Origin of the sequence: Streptomyces griseicoloratus (genome assembly GCF_014534645.1) — a bacterium.
GTDB classification, from domain to species: Bacteria; Actinomycetota; Actinomycetes; order Streptomycetales; family Streptomycetaceae; genus Streptomyces; species Streptomyces griseicoloratus.
Window position 1 is genome coordinate 1 of sequence record NZ_JACVQF010000014.1, and the last position, 472, is coordinate 472.

Consider the following 472-nt stretch of genomic DNA (forward strand, 5'->3'; position numbering starts at 1 on the left):
CGTCAGAGCAAAAGGCAAGGCCTGCCTACATATAAGCTGGGTACTAATGCAAGCAAATTAAGGCCTCGATCAAAGCTCTGATCGACAGTAGCAGCATCCATACGATAAATCCTCATGCAGCCGGGCGACGACGACGATAGATTCAGTTGCAGGAGCAGCAGGAGCAGCCGCTGCAGCTGGTGCCACACTTGCAGGTGTTGCAGCCGCAGCCGCCGTTCTCGCCGCTCTCCACCGCCATCTCCATTCCTCCAGAGCTCGCCTTGTTGGATGGAGCAGCGAGGACGAAGGTCTTGGTGGTGGCTGTGGCCTCCACATCAGGGAACATCTTGCATCCGCCGCAGCCGCCGCCGCACTGGCAGCCGCTGCCGCAGCCGCAGTTGCCGCCGCAGCAAGACATCTTCTTCTTCTTGGGAGGGCGAAGGACTTAACTAAGCAAGAAGGAGATAGATGTTGTTGCTGATTGAGCTCAAGA

Annotated in this window: 1 protein-coding gene; it reads left to right on the top strand. The window is 57.4% G+C overall.

The genetic code is table 11. From position 1 onward, the window contains the following. The first annotated feature begins 146 nt into the window (after positions 1-146). Positions 147-428, top strand: a complete 282-nt coding sequence (locus tag H0H10_RS41535) for a hypothetical protein (RefSeq protein WP_223179168.1) — start codon at positions 147-149, stop codon at positions 426-428. Positions 429-472 lie beyond the last annotated feature (44 nt).